Origin of the sequence: Tersicoccus solisilvae (assembly GCF_014643255.1) — a bacterium.
In the GTDB taxonomy this organism is placed as follows: Bacteria; Actinomycetota; Actinomycetes; order Actinomycetales; family Micrococcaceae; genus Tersicoccus; species Tersicoccus solisilvae.
This window is the reverse complement of sequence record NZ_BMJI01000098.1, coordinates 1-542: the sequence shown is the minus strand read 5'-3', so window position 1 is coordinate 542 and position 542 is coordinate 1. Positions and strand designations below refer to the sequence as shown.

Genomic DNA, 542 nt, shown 5'->3' with positions numbered 1-542 from the left:
GTAATACTCATGGGGATAGCCACCAGCCGAGTGGCCAACCCAAGCAGAAGCAACAAGCCACCAAAAAATTCGGTCCCGGCCGCCAGCGCCACCATCACTTCAGGCATGGGCAAGCCCAGCCCCCAGTCCGGATTACCGAACCAGGCCGCTGTGTCGCTGAAGTGGCTGAGTTTGTTGTAACCGGCCTGCACCAGCACCGGCGCCAGATAGAGCCGCAATGCCAACGGTGCCAGGCCAGCGAAGTGGCGCAGTGATTTCAAAAATGCCGCATAGGTTTGAATGATGGCTTGCATGAAAACCTCTTATTCGGGGAGTATTCCTGTCATGCTGCAGTTGACCCGACAATAAACGATTTTATTTCAGTCTTTACTTTAGGAAGCTGCAAACAAGTCCCATGCCTGCTCTGCATCGGCTTACGGGCCTGGATGCATGGCGTGGTTCGCGGGCAAATGGTCCAATGCCCGTTCTACAGACCAAAGACCCGCTTTACGACCCCATAAGCTCAGGGCTATGTCTGCCTAATAAGCTCAGGGCTGTGCCTG

The 542-nt window shown here is 55.0% G+C and carries 1 protein-coding gene; it reads right to left on the bottom strand.

Annotated features, from left to right (window positions below):
• Nucleotides 1-293: HvfX family Cu-binding RiPP maturation protein (locus IEX22_RS16425; RefSeq protein ID WP_188669300.1), on the bottom strand; the 293-nt coding region annotated here is incomplete at its 3' end.
• Nucleotides 294-542 lie beyond the last annotated feature (249 nt).